Here is a 15,553-nt window from a genome sequence, read left to right as displayed (position 1 = left end):
GCGGACAGAGCATGCACACGCCAATATTCCCGTGGCCCACGGGCCCGAACCCCGCGGATGAAGAGCGGGTGAACTGCTGGGTGCCGCCCTCGTCCGCGCGGGCACCCCGCCGCCGGCATCAGGCGGCCCCGGCCCCACTGCGGTTAGGCTCGGCGCAGGACGAGGCGGACTGATCGCAGGGGAGGCCGGGCATGACGCCGGGGCGCAGGAGCAGTACCTTCACGCGACTGCTGCGGCACGGCTTCACCGATCCGTCCGACGCCGAGCGGCTGCTGGACAGCGGCGAGCTGGCGGCGGTGCGCGACGACCCGGTGCTGCTGGAGGCCCTCGGCGCCACCGCCGACCCCGACCTCGCCCTGCACGGACTGGTCCGGCTCCTCGAGGCGCAGCCCGACCCGACCGCCCGCCGCGAGCTGCTGGACACCCTGACCGCGGCCAAGCCGCTGCGCGACCGCCTGCTCGGCGTCCTCGGCGCCTCCGCCGCCCTCGCCGACCACCTCGCCCGGCACGCCGGCGACTGGCAGGCCCTGGTCACCTACGAGCCCCGGGACCTGCACCGCGGCGTGGAGGAGTTCGAGCGGGGCCTCGCGGAGGCCACCGACCCCGTCTCCCTCCGTGTGGCCTACCGCCGCTGTCTGCTCTCCATCGCCGCCCGGGACGTCTGCGGCACCATCGACGTCGCCGACACCGCCGCCGAGCTGGCCGACCTCGCCACCGCCACGCTGCGCGCCGCGCTGGCTCAGGCCCGGGAGGCCGCCCCGGACGACGCGGCCGCCTGCCGGCTCGCGGTGATCGCGATGGGCAAGTGCGGCGGCCACGAGCTGAACTACGTCTCCGACGTGGACGTGATCTTCGTGGCCGAGGCGGCCGGCGGCGCGGACGAGGACAAGGCGCTCAGATCCGCCACCAAGCTCGCCTCGCACATGATGCGGATCTGCTCGGAGACCACCGTCGAGGGCTCCATCTGGCCCGTCGACGCCAACCTCCGCCCCGAGGGCCGCAACGGCCCCCTGGTGCGCACCCTCAGCAGCCACCTCGCCTACTACCAGCGCTGGGCCAAGACCTGGGAGTTCCAGGCCCTGCTCAAGGGCCGCCCGGTCGCCGGTGACGCCGAGCTGGGGAAGGCCTACGCCGACGCCCTCGGCCCCCTGGTCTGGCAGGCAGCCGAGCGCGAGAACTTCGTCGCCGACGTGCAGCGGATGCGCCGCCGGGTCATCGAGAACATCCCCGCCGCCGAGCTCGACCGCCAGCTCAAGCTCGGCCCGGGCGGGCTGCGGGACGTCGAGTTCGCCGTACAGCTCCTGCAGCTCGTGCACGGCCGCACCGACGCCACCCTGCGCAGCGGCACCACCCTGGACGCGCTGCGGGCCCTGGCGTCCGGCGGCTACGTGGGCCGCGAGGACGCCGCCCGCCTCGACGAGGCCTACCGCTTCCTGCGCTCCATGGAGCACCGCATCCAGCTCTACCGGCTGCGCCGCACCCACCTGGTCCCCGAGGCGGAGGCCGACCTGCGCCGCCTCGGCCGCTCACTGGGCCTGCGCACCGACCCGGTGACCGGCCTGCAGCGCGAGTGGAAGCGGCACGCCGGCGTCGTACGGCGGCTGCACGAGAAGCTCTTCTACCGTCCGCTGCTCGACGCGGTCGCCCAGCTCGCGCCCGGCGAGGCCCGGCTCAGCGCCGAGGCGGCCCGCGAGCGCCTGGTCGCCCTCGGCTACGCCGACCCGGCCGCCGCGCTGCGCCACCTGGAGGCCCTCGCCTCCGGAGTGACCCGCAAGGCGGCCATCCAGCGCACCCTGCTGCCCGTCCTGCTCGGCTGGTTCGCCGACTCCGCCGACCCGGACGCCGGCCTGCTGAACTTCCGCAAGGTCTCCGACGCGCTGGGCAAGACCCCCTGGTACCTGCGGCTCCTGCGGGACGAGGGCGCGGCCGCCGAGAACCTGGCCCGCGTCCTGTCCGCCGGCCGCCTCGCCCCCGACCTGCTGATGCGCGCCCCCGAGGCGGTGGCGCTGCTCGGCGACGGCGACCGCGGCGGCGGCCTGGAGCCCCGCGAGCGCGGCCAGCTCGAGCAGGAGGTGCTCGCCGCCGTGCGCCGCGCGGAGAACGCCGCCCAGGGCGTCACCGCGGCCCGCGGCGTCCGCCGCCGCGAGCTGTTCCGGACGGCCGCCGCGGACATCGTCGGTTCCTACGGCACCGAGACCAGCGCCGCCGAGGCCGACCAGGGCGCCCTGGTGGACCGGGTCGGGGCCGCGATCTCCGACCTGACCGCCGCCACCCTGGCCGGCACCCTGCGCGCGGTGGTCCGCGAGGGCTGGGGCGACACCCTGCCCACCCGGTTCGCCATCATCGCCATGGGCCGCTTCGGCGGGAACGAACTCGGCTACGGCTCCGACGCCGACGTGCTGTTCGTGCACGAGCCGCAGGACGGCGTCGCCGAACAGGAGGCCTCGGCGGCCGCCAACAAGGTCGTCGCCGAGATGCGCCGGCTGCTGGCGCTCCCCAGCGCCGACCCGCCCCTGCTCATCGACGCCGGTCTGCGCCCCGAGGGCAAGTCCGGGCCGCTGGTGCGCACCCTGAAGTCGTACGAGGCCTACTACCGCCGCTGGTCCCTGGTCTGGGAGTCGCAGGCGCTGCTGCGGGCCGAGCCGGTCGCCGGGGACGCGGACCTCGGCCGCCGCTTCACCGAGCTGATCGACCCGCTGCGCCACCCGCAGACGGGGCTCGGCGAGGACGCGGTCCGGGAGATCCGCCGGCTCAAGGCCCGTATGGAGTCCGAGCGGCTCCCGCGCGGCGCCGACCCCAAACTGCACACCAAGCTCGGCCCCGGCGGCCTGTCCGACGTCGAATGGACCGTGCAACTGCTCCAGCTCCGGTACGGCGCGCGCGAGCCCGGCCTGCGTACCACCCGCACCCGTGCGGCCCTGGCCGCCGCCCACGAGGCTGGGCTGCTCTCCGCCGAGGACACCGCCGTGCTGGACGAGGCGTGGGTGCTGGCCACCCGGGTGCGCAACGCGGTCATGCTGGTCCGCGGCCGGGCCGGCGACACCTTCCCCACCGAGCCGCGCGAACTGGCCGCCGTCGGCCGCTACCTCGGCTACGGCGCCGGGCACGCCGGCGACATGCTGGACGCCTACCGCCGCACCACCCGCAGGGCGCGCACGGTCGTGGAGCAGCAGTTCTACGCGGACGGTGCCTGAGCCCGCGCCGCGGCCCGCGACGGCACCAGCCTCGGCAGCTCGTACGGCAGGCCGCCGTACCAGAGCCGGGCCACCGTGAAGCCGAAGGCCAGGCAGACGGCCCCGCCCACCGCGTCCAGCCAGAAGTGGTTGGCGGTGGCGACGATCACCAGCAGGGTCGCCGCCGGGTACAGCAGTCCCAGCACCCGCGCCCACGGCACCGAAGCCAGCGCGAAGAGCGTCAGACCGCACCACAGCGACCAGCCGATGTGCATCGACGGCATCGCCGCGTACTGGTTCGACATGTGCTTCAGGTCCCCCGATGCCATCGAACCCCAGGTGTGGTGCGCCGTCACGGTGTCGACGAAGAGCCCGCCGTTCATCAGCCGGGGCGGGGCCAGCGGGAACAGGTAGTAGCCGGCCAGGGCCGCGCCCGTGGTCGCGAACAGCGCCAGCCGGGTCGCCGCGTAGCGCCCGGGATGCCAGTGGTAGAGCCACACCAGCACGCCGAGCGTGATCACGAAGTGCAGCGTGGCGTAGTAGTAGTTCATCCCGACGATCAGCCAAGTCACGGCATTGGCGGCATGGTTGACGGACTGCTCGACGGCGATGCCCGCCTGGTGCTCGGCCCGCCAGACCCAGTCGGCGTTGCGCAGCGCCTTCGCCCGTTGCTCCGGGACCGCGTTGCGGATCATGGAGTACGTCCAGTAACTCACCGCGATCAGCAGGATCTCGAACCACAGCCGGGGCCGGCGCGGGCTGCGCAGGCGGTGCCGACGACCCTGTCTGTCCTCGCCCGTGACGGCCCGCGGAACGGCCACCTCCTCGCGACCTTCCGGCTCTGTCACGGTCGAGTCACTCATAGCCACAGAGTCTGCCAGAAAAGACTTCTCCGACAGATCATCCCAAGCCCGGTTCCGGGCCGCACGTCCTACGACGGGCGCGGGGCTTCCGTCCGCGGTCCCGGCCCGGTCGTCACGCGTGCTCGCACCGGCTCAGCCGCGGGCGCGGTCCCCCGGGGCGGAGGCGGTCGAACCGCGCACCACCAGTTCGGGCATGAACACGAACTCGCTGTGCGGCGCCGGCGTCCCGCCGATGTCCTCCAGCAGCGTGCGCACAGCCGCCTGGCCCATCGCCGGGACCGGCTTGCGGACCGTGGTCAGCGGCGGGTCGGTGAAGGCGATCAGCGGGGAGTCGTCGAAACCCACCACCGAGATGTCCCGCGGCACCTCGAGGCCGAGCTGCCGGGCGGCCCGTATCGCGCCGAGCGCCATCATGTCGCTCGCGCAGACCACCGCCGTGCAGTCCCGCCCGATCAGGGCGGTCGCGGCCGCCTGGCCGCCCTCCAGGGTGTACAGCGAGTGCTGGATCAGCTCGGTCTCCACCGTCTGCGCGGCGAGCCCGAGCTGCTCCTGCACCGCCCGTACGAAGCCCTCTATCTTGCGCTGCACCGGCACGAACCGCTTCGGGCCGAGCGCCAGCCCGATGCGGGTGTGGCCCAGCGACGCCAGGTGCGTCACCGCCAGCGACATCGCGGCCCGGTCGTCCGGCGAGATGAACGGCGCCTGCACCTTCGGCGAGAACCCGTCCACCAGCACGAACGGAACGCCCTGCGCCCGCAGCCGCTCGTAGCGCTGCATGTCGGCGGTGGTGTCCGCGTGCAGTCCCGAGACGTAGATGATCCCCGCCACCCCGCGGTCCACGAGCATCTCGGTCAGCTCGTCCTCCGTCGACCCGCCCGGGGTCTGGGTGGCGAGCACCGGGGTGTAGCCCTGCCGGGTCAGTGCCTGACCGATGACCTGGGCCAGGGCCGGGAATATCGGGTTCTCCAGCTCGGGGGTGATCAGCCCCACGAGCCCTTCGCTGCGCTGCCGCAGCCGCACGGGACGCTCGTAGCCGAGCACGTCCAGCGCGGCCAGCACGGACTGGCGGGTGGTGGCCGCGACGCCCGGCTTGCCGTTGAGAACGCGGCTGACGGTCGCTTCGCTCACCCCCGCCTGCGCAGCGATGTCCGCAAGCCTTGTGGTCACGGCACCGGACTGTACCGGCCGGACCCCACCTTGCACACCGACGGGACGCCGTGCGCGGGCGGCCGAACGGCCTGCCGTGGATTGCTGCCTCATCGCGCTCCTCGTCCTTGGCGGTCCCTTGTGAGGTCCTTGTCGAGCCGGTGTCCGCTCGCAAGGGGATGATTCCGGCGACGGAGACGGATGGCAAGGCCTTGCAGAGTCTTGCACAAGTGTCCGTCAACCCGTGTACCGGCGGCGCATCAGGGTTCGGGTGGGATCAAGCGCAGGTCACGGCGAGGTAACCCTCGTGTTCTCTTGCACTTTTTTGCTGCAAGGTCTTTCGCAGGGCTTACAACGCTGTTACGTTCCTGGTCGCCCGGCCGCCGCAACGGCGCAGTCGGCAAGACAGCAGGGCCGGTGGACGGGACCGCCCCTGCATCACACGGGCTTTAACCCTCAAGGAGAACTCATGCGGCGTGGCATAGCGGCCTCCGCGCTGGTGGCGTCCCTCGCCCTGGCGGCGACGGCGTGCGGCGGTGGCGACAGCGACAGCAAGTCGGACGGCCCGGTCACCATCACTTGGTGGGACACCTCCAACGCCACCAACGAGGCGCCGACGTACAAGGCCTTGGTCCAGCAGTTCGAGGCCGCCAACAAGGACGTCAAGGTCAAGTACGTCAACGTGCCCTTCGACCAGGCGCAGAACAAGTTCGACACCGCGGCCGGCTCCAAGGGTGCCCCGGACGTGCTGCGCTCCGAGGTCGGCTGGACCCCGGCCTTCGCCAAGAAGGGCTTCTTCCTGCCGCTGGACGGCACCGACGCCCTCGCCGACCAGGCCAAGTTCGAGCCGAACCTGATCAAGCAGGCCCAGTACGAGGGCAAGACCTACGGCGCGCCGCTGGTCACCGACACCCTCGCCCTGGTCTACAACAAGGCCCTCTTCAAGAAGGCCGGCATCACCGAGGCCCCCAAGACCTGGGACGAGCTGAAGTCCGACGCCGCCAAGGTCCAGGCCAAGGCGGGCGTGCCCGGCTACTGGGGCTCCACCCAGGCCTACTACGCCCAGTCCTTCCTGTACGGCGAGGGCACCGACACCGTCGACGCCGCCGCCAAGAAGGTCACGGTGAACTCGGCCGCCGCCAAGAAGGCCTACGGCACCTGGCTGAGCCTGTTCTCCGGCAAGGGTCTGCACAAGGCCGACACCACCGCCGACGCCTACGCCCACATCCAGGACGCGTTCGTCAACGGCAAGGTCGCCGCGATCATCCAGGGCCCCTGGGAGATCACGAACTTCTACAAGGGCAGCGCCTTCAAGGACAAGTCCAACCTCGGCATCGCCACCGTCCCGGCCGGCTCGGCCGGCAAGGCGGGCGCCCCGACCGGCGGCCACAACCTCTCGGTCTACGCCGGCTCCGACAAGGCCCACCAGGCCGCGGCGCTGAAGTTCGTGAAGTTCATGACCTCGGCGAAGTCCCAGGAGACCATCGCCCTGAAGAACTCCACCCTGCCGACCCGCGGTGACGCCTACACCGCCCAGGTCAAGGCCGACCCCGGCATCGCCGGCTACCAGGGCGTCCTCTCCGCCGCCCAGCCCCGCCCGGCGCTGCCCGAGTACAGCTCCCTGTGGGGTCCGCTGGACACCGAACTGCCCAAGATCGCGGGTGGCAAGGAGTCGCTGGACAAGGGCCTGAGCAACGCCGAGCTGGCCGTCGCCAAGCTGGTGCCCGACTTCAGCAAGTGAGCCCGAGTGGCCGCCGGATCCTCTCCTTGAAGGGGGGAAGGATCCGGCGGCCACCGCCCTGTGCCCGGCCCAACCCTGATCTTCCAGAAGGTGTCGAACCATGACAGTCGCCATCGACCGCGCGACCGGCAAGCGCCGCGGTGACCGCGCGCCTCGGCCCGGGCTGGGCCGGCGCTTCAAGAGCAGCTACCAGAAATACTGGTACGCCTACGCGATGATCGCCCCGGTGGCGGTCGTGCTGGGCGCGCTGGTGATCTACCCGCTGGTGTACGGCCTGTACCTGACGCTCACCGACGCCAACAGCCTCAACACCGCCCGCACCATCGGCGTCAACCACATCGACGCCACCTACAAGTTCATCGGGCTCGACAACTACAAGGACATCCTCTTCGGCCCGACGGCGTACGACCGCTTCTGGTCGCACTTCATCTGGACGATCGCCTGGACCGCCCTCTGCGTCGCCCTGCACTACTGCATCGGCCTCGGCCTCGCCCTGCTGCTCAACCAGAAGCTGCGCGGCCGCACCTTCTACCGGCTGATCCTGATCCTGCCGTGGGCCGTGCCCACCTTCGTCACCGTCTTCGGCTGGCGCTTCATGCTCGCCGACGGAGGCATCATCAACTCGGCGCTGGACGCGCTGCACCTGCCGGCGCCGCTGTGGCTGGAGGACACCTTCTGGCAGCGGTTCGCCGCCATCATGGTCAACACCTGGTGCGGTGTGCCCTTCATGATGGTCTCCCTGCTCGGCGGCCTCCAGTCCATCGACTCCTCGCTCTACGAGGCGGCCGAGATGGACGGCGCGAACGCCTGGCAGCGCTTCCGGTTCGTCACCCTGCCCGGGCTGAGGTCGGTCAGCTCCACCGTCGTCCTGCTGGGCATCATCTGGACGTTCAACCAGTTCGCGGTCATCTTCCTGCTGTTCGGCAACACCGCGCCGGACGCACAGATCCTCGTCACCTGGGCCTACTACCTGGGCTTCGGACAGCAGCCGCGTGACTTCGCGCAGTCGGCCGCCTACGGCATCCTGCTGTTGGCCATCCTGATCGTCTTCACCTCGTTCTACCGCCGCTGGCTGAACCGCAACGAGCAGCAGCTCGCGGTCTGAGGCAGGAGTTCCCATGACCACGACCACCGTCGAGACCTCCGCCCCGGCCGCCGAGCAGCGCCCGGCGCAGGACGCCCGCAAGGTCCGCCGCCGCGGCGAGAACGGCCGTCTCACCAGGCTCGCCTCCCACGGCATCCTCACCGTCGCGAGCCTCATCGCCCTCTTCCCGATCGCCTGGCTGGTCTTCCTCTCGCTGGGCCCGGACAAGGACGACTACCTGCACCCGGGCGGCATCTGGCACAAGATGACGTTCAGCAACTACTCGTTCGTCCTGAACCACACCGGTTTCTTCGACTGGATGAAGAGCTCGCTGATCGTCTCGCTGGGCACCACCGTCATCGGCGTCATGGTCGCCGCGACCACCGGCTACGCCGTGTCCCGGATGCGCTTCCCCGGCTACAAGAAGTTCATGTGGGTGCTGCTGGTCACCCAGATGTTCCCGATCGCCGTGCTCATCGTGCCGATGTACCAGATCCTGTCGGACCTCCAGCTCATCGACAGCTACCTGGGCCTGATCCTGGTCTACTGCTCGACCGCGGTGCCCTACAGCGCCTGGCTGCTCAAGGGCTACTTCGACACGATCCCGTTCGAGATCGACGAGGCGGGACGCGTCGACGGCCTCACCCCGTTCGGCACCTTCTTCCGGCTGATCCTGCCGCTCGCCAAGCCGGGCCTCGCGGTCGCCGCCTTCTACAACTTCATCACCGCGTTCGGTGAGGTCGCCTTCGCCTCGACGTTCATGCTCGACGACAGCAAGTACACCTTCGCCGTCGGTCTGCAGAGCTTCGTCAGCGAGCACGACGCCCAGCGCAACCTGATGGCGGCCACCGCCGTGCTGGTCGCGATACCCGTGTCCGCGTTCTTCTACCTCGTGCAGAAGAACCTCGTCACCGGCCTTACCGCCGGCGGCACCAAGGGCTGACGCCCGCCGGAGGAATGCTCCCGCGCGCCGCAGTGCGCGCGGGTAGGCGGCCGCGGTGTCCATCCGACCCCGCCGGCACCGCGGCCGCCTCGCAAGCTCCGGTCCCCGCCGCCGTACGTCACCCCCACCATGCCCCTGTTACACCTCATCAAGGACGCCATGAGCCAGCAGAATTCTGCAGCCCCGGCCACCGACTCCGCCGTCGCCACCGTCGCCGCCAGCCGTGACTGGTGGCGGGACGCGGTCATCTACCAGGTCTACCCGCGCAGCTTCGCCGACAGCAACGGCGACGGCATGGGCGACCTGGAGGGCGTGCGCTCCCGCCTCCCGTACCTGCGCGACCTCGGTGTCGACGCCGTGTGGCTCAGCCCCTTCTACGCGTCCCCGCAGGCGGACGCCGGCTACGACGTCGCGGACTACCGCGCCGTCGACCCCATGTTCGGCAACCTGCTCGACGCCGACGCCCTGATCCGCGACGCCCGCGGGCTGGGCCTGCGGGTCATCGTCGACCTGGTCCCCAACCACTCCTCCGACCAGCACGAGTGGTTCAAGCGCGCCCTCGCCGAGGGCCCCGGCTCACCGCTGCGCGAGCGCTACCACTTCCGTCCGGGCAAGGGCACGGACGGCGAACTGCCGCCCAACGACTGGGAGTCCATCTTCGGCGGCCCGGCGTGGACCCGGGTGACCGAGCCGGACGGCACCCCCGGCGAGTGGTACCTCCACCTGTTCGCCCCCGAGCAGCCCGACTTCAACTGGGAGCACCCGGCCGTCGGCGACGAGTTCCGCTCCATCCTGCGCTTCTGGCTGGACATGGGCGTGGACGGTTTCCGCATCGACGTGGCCCACGGCCTGGTGAAGGCCGACGGCCTGCCCGACCTCGGCTCCCACGACCAGCTCAAGCTGCTGGGCAACGATGTCATGCCGTTCTTCGACCAGGACGGCGTGCACGAGATCTACCGCCAGTGGCGCACCGTCCTCGACGAGTACGCCGGTGAGCGCATCTTTGTCGCCGAGGCGTGGACCCCGACCGTCGAGCGCACCGCCAACTACGTCCGCCCGGACGAGCTGCACCAGGCCTTCAACTTCCAGTACCTGGGCACCGAGTGGGACGCGGCGGAGCTGCGCACGGTCATCGACCGCACCCTGGAGGCGATGCGCCCGGTCGGCGCCCCGGCCACCTGGGTCCTGTCCAACCACGACGTCACCCGGCACGCCACCCGCTTCGCCAACCCGCCCGGCCTCGGCACCCAGATCCGCACCGCCGGCGACCGCGACCTCGGTCTGCGCCGGGCCCGCGCCGCCTCCCTGCTGATGCTCGCCCTGCCCGGCTCGGCGTACATCTACCAGGGTGAGGAACTGGGCCTGCCGGACGTGGTGGACCTCCCCGACGAGGTGCGCCAGGACCCCGCGTACTTCCGGGGCGCCGGCCAGGACGGCTTCCGCGACGGGTGCCGGGTGCCGATCCCGTGGACCCGCGAGGGCTCCAGTTACGGTTTCGGAGACGGCGGGAGCTGGCTGCCGCAGCCGGCGAGCTGGGCCGAGCTGAGCGTGGAGGCGCAGACCGGCGTGCCCGGTTCGACGCTGGAGCTGTACCGCTCCGCGCTCGGCCTGCGCCGCTCCCAGCCCGGTCTGGGCGCGGGGGAGTCGGTGGAGTGGCTGCGGGCCCCGGAGGGCGTGGTGGCCTTCCGCCGCGGCGAGTTCGTCTGCGTCGCCAACACCACCGGCGAGTCGGTGACCATGCCGGCGTACGGCCGGGTCCTGCTCGCCAGCGGTGAGGTGACCGAGGCGGGCGGCGAGGCGAAGGTGCCGGCGGACACCACCGTCTGGTGGACCGCGGCGGACTGACTCCTCCTCTGAAATTTCTTGCATCAACTTCACACCGGCCCGCTGCCTTTCAGGCAGCGGGCCTTTAACATCTGCGTCACCGCAAGTTTGCTGAAACATTTCAGCAAGCGACTTCGGCGGTACCCCACACCCTTCGATGAAGAAGGAACCCCACATGGCACGCAGAACCCTCTCAGCGGCGGTCGCCCTCACGGCCGTCGCACTTGTCATGGCCCCGACAATCGTGCAGGCCTCCCCGCCCGGCACCAAGGACGTCACCGCGGTGCTCTTCGAATGGAACTACGCCTCGGTGGCCCGCGAGTGCACCGGCACCCTGGGCCCCGCCGGATACGGCTACGTCCAGGTCTCCCCGCCCGCCGAGCACATACAGGGCTCGCAGTGGTGGACCTCGTACCAGCCCGTCAGCTACAAGATCGCGGGCCGTCTCGGCGACCGCACGGCCTTCCAGAACATGGTGAACACCTGCCACTCGGCGGGCGTGAAGGTCGTCGTCGACACGGTGATCAACCACATGGCGGCGGGCAGCGGCACCGGTACCGGCGGCTCGTCGTACACGAAGTACGACTACCCCGGCCTGTACTCGTCCTACGACTTCGACGACTGCACCTCCCAGATCAGCAACTACCAGGACCGCTGGAACGTCCAGCACTGCGAACTGGTCGGCCTGGCCGACCTCGACACCGGCGAGGAGTACGTCCGCAAGGCCATCGCCGGCTACATGAACGACCTGCTCTCCCTGGGCGCCGACGGCTTCCGCATCGACGCGGCCAAGCACATCGACAGCGCCGACCTCGCCAACATCAAGTCGCGGCTGACGAACCCTGGCGTCTACTGGAAGCAGGAGGTCATCTACGGCGCGGGCGAGGCCGTCCAGCCCACCGAGTACACCGGCAACGGGGACGTCCAGGAGTTCCGCTACGCCTACGACCTCAAGCGGGTCTTCAACAACGAGAAGCTGGCCTACCTCACCAACTACGGCGAGGGCTGGGGCTACATGAGCAGCTCCAAGGCCGGCGTCTTCGTCGACAACCACGACACCGAGCGCAACGGCTCCACCCTCAACTACAAGAGCGGCGCCAACTACACCCTGGCCAACGTCTTCATGCTGGCCTGGCCCTACGGCGCACCCGACATCAACTCCGGTTACGAGTGGTCCGACGCGGATGCCGGCCCGCCCAACGGCGGTCAGTTGAACGCCTGCTGGCAGGACGGCTGGAAGTGCCAGCACAAGTGGCCGGAGATCATCGGCATGGTGCCCTTCCGCAACGCCACCCGGGGCCAGTCGGTCACCAACTGGTGGGACAACGGCAACAACGCGATCGCGTTCGGCCGGGGAAGCAAGGGCTACGTGGCCATCAACCACGAGTCCTCCTCGCTGACCCGCACCTACCAGACCTCGCTGCCCGCGGGCACCTACTGCAACGTCCAGAACAACACCAAGGTGACGGTGAACTCCAGCGGCCAGTTCTCGGCCACCCTCGGCTCCAACACGGCCCTGGCCATCTACGCCGGCAAGTCGAGCTGCTGACCCGCCCATGACCGGGCCCACCGAGTCCCGCCACGGCGCTGTGGGCCCGGTCGCGGCCGCCGGGGCCGACCGGAGCAATCGCGCGTGCGCGCTCCCGGCACCTGTTCGAGGCTGGCCCCATGAGCATCCGTCCCTGGGTCGTCGTCGAGGCGCCGGACGGCCGTGGCCTGCGCCGGGTCACCATCGGCAACGACACCGTGGGCAGCGCCTGGTCGCGGCGTGAGCTGCGCCGGATGCTGGACCGCCTCGGGTACCCGGGCCTCGATCTGGCGGACCCGGCCACGGTGTGCTGGCGCGGAGGGGACAGCGGTACCTGGCCCGACCGGACCCTCCGGCGGCGTGCGACCGGTGCGCTCATGGCGGCGGGACTGCTCGCCTCCGCCGTCCTCGGCGTGCTGATCGGTTGGCCGGACGCCTCCGGCGCCCAGACGTTCGCGCAACGGCTGACCGGGGTCCTGTTCGTGCTGTCCGGTCTGGTGCAGCTCGCGGCGGCGGTCGCGGTGGTCGACCGCTGGGGGAGACGGCAGTCCCGGCTCTCCGGTGCCGTCGTCCTGCTCGGCGTCCTCATATCGCTGGCCACCGACAGCCTTCTCATCCTGATGTGGCTGGAGGAGACGGAGTACACGCCCTACCTGCTGGCGTTCATGCCGCTGTGGTGCTGGTCCGTGTGGGCCCTCTGGCTGCTGGTCCGGCAGCGGGCGTGGCAGGGAGTGGCGCACCCCAGGACATTCGCGGCCGGCGTGTTCGTGCCGGCTGTCTTCACCGCTCTCAGCCTGGCGTACTCGACCATGTTCCAGCCCGCGGTGGCCCCCATACGCCTGACCCTGAAGACGGAGTTCGGAACAGCGCGGGCGGACCGTGCACTCCCCTTCGTCCAGATCCCGCTGAAACTCTCCGTCAAGAATACCGGAGATTTCTCCGTGCACGTCGTCATCGATGACTTGAGCGTCTACGGGAGAACCGCCAAGTATTCCGAGCACGGCACATCGACCACGGAAACGTGGCGGAAGAGCTTCGACGAGAACGATGAGGAGGCGGAACTGCACGTCGATCAGCCGGCCTTCACCCTCATAAGCAGCGAACGCTTCTACTCGCCCGGCCAGGTGATCGAGGGAGGCCAGGAAGACACCCTGGAGCATGTGTTCCAGATCCCCAGAAGCGCAAAATATGATGTGCTCTACGCCATGGCGCAGATAACATACATAAAGACGGACCGGGGTCATATCGACGCCGTTGAATTTCGCAGGCCGCATCCGTCGTGGAGGAAGAGCGAGGGCCGATTCTACTGTTCTGCGGAGAATCCGTGCCCGCCGCAGCTCATACATCTCGCCAGGTTGCGCAGCGACAACAATCTGGTCGACGTGACCCGTGGCCCGCGCTACGCCCTGGCGATCTGGGCTCCGGCGACAACGCCCCGGTATTCCATATCCTCGTACCACTTCCAGAGCAGGGGCATCATCTTCTCGCAGGAGAAGCGAGAGCTGGACCGGTACGGTGTCGCGACGATCGGCGCGGAGTCGGAGGTCTCCATGGCGGAATTGCTGAAGTCTATTCCTTCTCCTTCGCCACCTTGACCCAGGTGCCCGACTCGACCCCCGAGTCCTGGTCGAGCTGGAGAGCGGCCCGCAGGCAATGCAGCGCCGGAGTGCCCAGGGCCCCGAACAGCTCGCCCGCCGGTACCGAGTCGGCCAGCTTGGGAATGAGCCGCTTGATCTCGAGCTCCGCGTCGGCGAACTTGTCGTTGCGCAACTGGGTGAGGACGTCGAGGAAGTCGTCGCCCGTCTCCCTGGACTTCCAGAAGTCCTTGACGCCCTCCGTGTTCCACTTCTCGGGGAGCAGGTCCTTCAGATCCCTGCCGAGGCTCTTCTCCGGGGCGTACTCGAAGATGGAGTTGGTGCAGACTTCGGCCGCCTTGCCGAGCCGTACGTCCGGCAGACCCTGCGCGGAGACCGCTTCCTCCTGCTTCTTCCCCATGCGCTCGAGCTGCTTGTCCAGCTCCTTGCGCGCCTTCTGTCGTTCCTCGTCCGACGCCCTGGGGTCTCCCGCCCTGTCCAGCGACGAACTGGCCTCGTACGCGCTCTGCGCCAGTTCCTTGCGCCCTCCGTCGGGCGTGTTCGGGTCGCCGCTCGTGAGCACCGCCACCACGACCGCCCGCGCGTTCTGCCAGCCGCCCGAACCGGTATGACTCATCCTCGCCGCGTTCCGTGTGTAGTGGAGCAGCCGACTCGTGGTCCGGACGTGGTACTCGCGCACCCCTTCCGGCATGTCGCGGTCACCGATCCGGGGGAGACCGGAGGCCAGGCCGCCGACGACGGAGAAGGCCTGTAGCCGATCCTCGGGCGGCAGCGCGGAGTTGCCGGCCGCGTCCAGGGTGGAGACCATCTGTTTCACCAGGCCGGTCAGTTCCCTGCGCACCGCCGGGGGTGTCCGGGGGTCACCGATCACGTCCAGGGCGGAGCTCACCGCCTGGGCGCTGCGCAGGACCGCGTCACGTTCCTGCGGCGGCGTCCGCCGATCCCGCACCGTGCGCAGGGCGGCGGTCAGTTGCTCGACGCTCGCGTCCAGTTCCCCGGGCACTTCGTCCTTCTTCCGGTCCAGGTCCGCGGTCGCCCCGTCGATCTCCTGCTCCGGCTGCTCGGGGGCGGTGGAGTGCGAGTGCCCCGTGTCGCTGTCGGTGGGGTTCGGGGTCCCCGTCCCGCTCGTGGTGGACGGGGAAGGCGACGTCGCCGAGGGCGTGCTGGGTGGCGGCGTCGGGCCGGGGGGTGTCGAGGGCGACGTGGTGGTCGGGGTCGGAGCCGGAGGTGTCGGCGACGGGGGCTCCGGAGAGGGAGGCGTGGACTCGGCGGGCGGATCCGACGCGGCCCGGTCGCCGGCCCTGGGCGCCGGCGTGGCGGCTGCCTGGCCCAAGGGGAACGAGAGCGCCGCGGCCAGGACGGACGCACCGGCCAGGTGCGCGACGTGCCGCCGGGTGGTGCTGGCCATCATGAGTCCTCTTCACCCGTTCGCCGTGTCCCGCGACGGAGGGCGCGCCGAGGGGGAAGCCGGGTGGGCCCGGCCCTCGGCGATGGTTCCGGGCAGTGCACCGGGCACGGACCGGAGGGCCGCGCGTCGCCGTCGCAGCCACCCCCTCCCTCCACGCTCGCTCCGGGGGCGGCGCGCCGCAACCGGGGTGCCTGGAGCGGTGCCGCTCCGTCCCGCGGCGGACGCGAAACCCTATTGAAGCGTCAACG

General features: G+C 70.4%; 10 protein-coding genes. 7 read left to right on the top strand and 3 right to left on the bottom strand.

What is annotated here, in order from left to right; genetic code table 11:
- The first annotated feature begins 191 nt into the window (after window positions 1-191).
- Window positions 192-3,194 carry a bifunctional [glutamine synthetase] adenylyltransferase/[glutamine synthetase]-adenylyl-L-tyrosine phosphorylase gene (locus ACZ6B1_RS04405; RefSeq protein ID WP_468774840.1) on the top strand — a complete coding sequence of 1,001 codons (3,003 nt, stop codon included), beginning with the start codon at window positions 192-194 and terminating at the stop codon, window positions 3,192-3,194.
- Here the strand turns inward: ACZ6B1_RS04405 and ACZ6B1_RS04400 are convergent.
- The gene (locus ACZ6B1_RS04400; RefSeq protein WP_468774838.1) at window positions 3,176-4,036 is read right to left on the bottom strand and encodes a phosphatase PAP2 family protein; all 861 of its coding nucleotides are present in this window, start codon (window positions 4,034-4,036) and stop codon (window positions 3,176-3,178) included. The two genes, ACZ6B1_RS04405 and ACZ6B1_RS04400, sit on opposite strands and share 19 nt — an antisense overlap.
- 132 nt (window positions 4,037-4,168) lie before the next feature.
- Window positions 4,169-5,203, bottom strand: a complete 1,035-nt coding sequence (locus ACZ6B1_RS04395; protein ID WP_358939930.1) for a LacI family DNA-binding transcriptional regulator — start codon at window positions 5,201-5,203, stop codon at window positions 4,169-4,171.
- 448 nt (window positions 5,204-5,651) lie between these two features.
- Between ACZ6B1_RS04395 and ACZ6B1_RS04390 the strand changes: the two genes are divergently transcribed.
- From ACZ6B1_RS04390 to ACZ6B1_RS04365, 6 genes are all read left to right on the top strand, one after another.
- On the top strand, window positions 5,652-6,923 hold the full coding sequence (locus tag ACZ6B1_RS04390) for an extracellular solute-binding protein (RefSeq protein ID WP_468774836.1): 1,272 nt from the start codon (window positions 5,652-5,654) through the stop codon (window positions 6,921-6,923).
- A 100-nt stretch (window positions 6,924-7,023) separates the two neighbouring features.
- Window positions 7,024-8,028, top strand: coding sequence for a carbohydrate ABC transporter permease (locus ACZ6B1_RS04385; protein ID WP_468774835.1), 1,005 nt, complete (start codon window positions 7,024-7,026; stop codon window positions 8,026-8,028).
- 13 nt (window positions 8,029-8,041) lie between these two features.
- Window positions 8,042-8,950, top strand: a complete 909-nt coding sequence (locus ACZ6B1_RS04380) for a sugar ABC transporter permease (protein WP_468774833.1) — start codon at window positions 8,042-8,044, stop codon at window positions 8,948-8,950.
- Between the two features lie 159 nt (window positions 8,951-9,109).
- The gene (locus ACZ6B1_RS04375; RefSeq protein ID WP_468774831.1) at window positions 9,110-10,795 is read left to right on the top strand and encodes a glycoside hydrolase family 13 protein; all 1,686 of its coding nucleotides are present in this window, start codon (window positions 9,110-9,112) and stop codon (window positions 10,793-10,795) included.
- A gap of 154 nt (window positions 10,796-10,949) precedes the next feature.
- Window positions 10,950-12,323, top strand: a complete 1,374-nt coding sequence (locus ACZ6B1_RS04370; protein WP_468774829.1) for an alpha-amylase — start codon at window positions 10,950-10,952, stop codon at window positions 12,321-12,323.
- Window positions 12,324-12,442: 119 nt separating this feature from the next.
- Complete coding sequence (locus ACZ6B1_RS04365) at window positions 12,443-13,897, top strand: hypothetical protein (protein WP_468774827.1); 1,455 nt, start codon at window positions 12,443-12,445, stop codon at window positions 13,895-13,897.
- Here ACZ6B1_RS04365 and ACZ6B1_RS04360 read toward each other — a convergent pair.
- A complete protein-coding gene (locus ACZ6B1_RS04360) occupies window positions 13,872-15,305 on the bottom strand; it encodes a hypothetical protein (protein WP_468774825.1) in 1,434 nt (477 codons plus the stop codon). The two genes, ACZ6B1_RS04365 and ACZ6B1_RS04360, sit on opposite strands and share 26 nt — an antisense overlap.
- Window positions 15,306-15,553: the final 248 nt, after the last annotated feature.

It is taken from the genome of Streptomyces sp. NPDC041129 (assembly GCF_055592265.1).
This window is presented reverse-complemented; position numbering and strand designations above follow the sequence as displayed.

What these genes read in the sequence shown, in the direction of transcription:
- ACZ6B1_RS04405 (WP_468774840.1), top strand. Translation starts at nt 192, where the DNA reads ATGACGCCGGGGCGCAGGAGCAGTACCTTCACGCGACTGCTGCGGCAC.
- ACZ6B1_RS04400 (WP_468774838.1), bottom strand. Translation starts at nt 4,036, where the DNA reads ATGAGTGACTCGACCGTGACAGAGCCGGAAGGTCGCGAGGAGGTGGCC.
- ACZ6B1_RS04390 (WP_468774836.1), top strand. Translation starts at nt 5,652, where the DNA reads ATGCGGCGTGGCATAGCGGCCTCCGCGCTGGTGGCGTCCCTCGCCCTG.
- ACZ6B1_RS04385 (WP_468774835.1), top strand. Translation starts at nt 7,024, where the DNA reads ATGACAGTCGCCATCGACCGCGCGACCGGCAAGCGCCGCGGTGACCGC.
- ACZ6B1_RS04380 (WP_468774833.1), top strand. Translation starts at nt 8,042, where the DNA reads ATGACCACGACCACCGTCGAGACCTCCGCCCCGGCCGCCGAGCAGCGC.
- ACZ6B1_RS04375 (WP_468774831.1), top strand. Translation starts at nt 9,110, where the DNA reads ATGAGCCAGCAGAATTCTGCAGCCCCGGCCACCGACTCCGCCGTCGCC.
- ACZ6B1_RS04370 (WP_468774829.1), top strand. Translation starts at nt 10,950, where the DNA reads ATGGCACGCAGAACCCTCTCAGCGGCGGTCGCCCTCACGGCCGTCGCA.
- ACZ6B1_RS04365 (WP_468774827.1), top strand. Translation starts at nt 12,443, where the DNA reads ATGAGCATCCGTCCCTGGGTCGTCGTCGAGGCGCCGGACGGCCGTGGC.
- ACZ6B1_RS04360 (WP_468774825.1), bottom strand. Translation starts at nt 15,305, where the DNA reads ATGGCCAGCACCACCCGGCGGCACGTCGCGCACCTGGCCGGTGCGTCC.